Source organism: Tianweitania sp. (assembly GCF_032053605.1).
Classification (GTDB): Bacteria; Pseudomonadota; Alphaproteobacteria; order Rhizobiales; family Rhizobiaceae; genus Tianweitania.
This window is the reverse complement of the sequence record NZ_DAMBUH010000146.1, coordinates 1-376: the sequence shown is the minus strand read 5'-3', so window position 1 is coordinate 376 and position 376 is coordinate 1. Positions and strand designations below refer to the sequence as shown.

The 376-nt window shown below is 68.4% G+C and carries 1 protein-coding gene; it reads right to left on the bottom strand.

Features of this window, described 5'->3' with window-relative positions:
* The coding region (locus RTX98_RS19305; protein ID WP_312798465.1) for a diguanylate cyclase domain-containing protein at positions 1-376 on the bottom strand (376 nt) is incomplete at both ends.

Sequence of the window (376 nt, the reverse complement as noted above, 5' to 3'; positions counted from 1 at the left end):
GCTGGCTGAACTGGCCGGGCTTCAGGATGGTGAACTCGTCGCCGCCCAGCCGCGCCACCACATCGCCATCGCCCGCAACCGTCCCCAGCCGCTCCGCCACTTTCCGCAACAGCGTATCGCCGATCGGATGGCCGAGCGTGTCGTTGACGGACTTGAAGCGGTCGAGGTCGATGGACAGCACGGTGAGCGGCTCGTCGGCCTGCAGCAGGCGTCCGAGCGTCGCATGCAGCGTCACGCGATTGGCGAGCCCCGTCAGCGGATCGCGCCGCGCCCGTTCCGCTTCGCGCACGAAAGCGCTGACATCGGCTAGCGTAAGCGCTGCACCCCCATCGGGCAGAAGCCGCGCTTCGACATTGACGATCCGCCCGTCCGACAG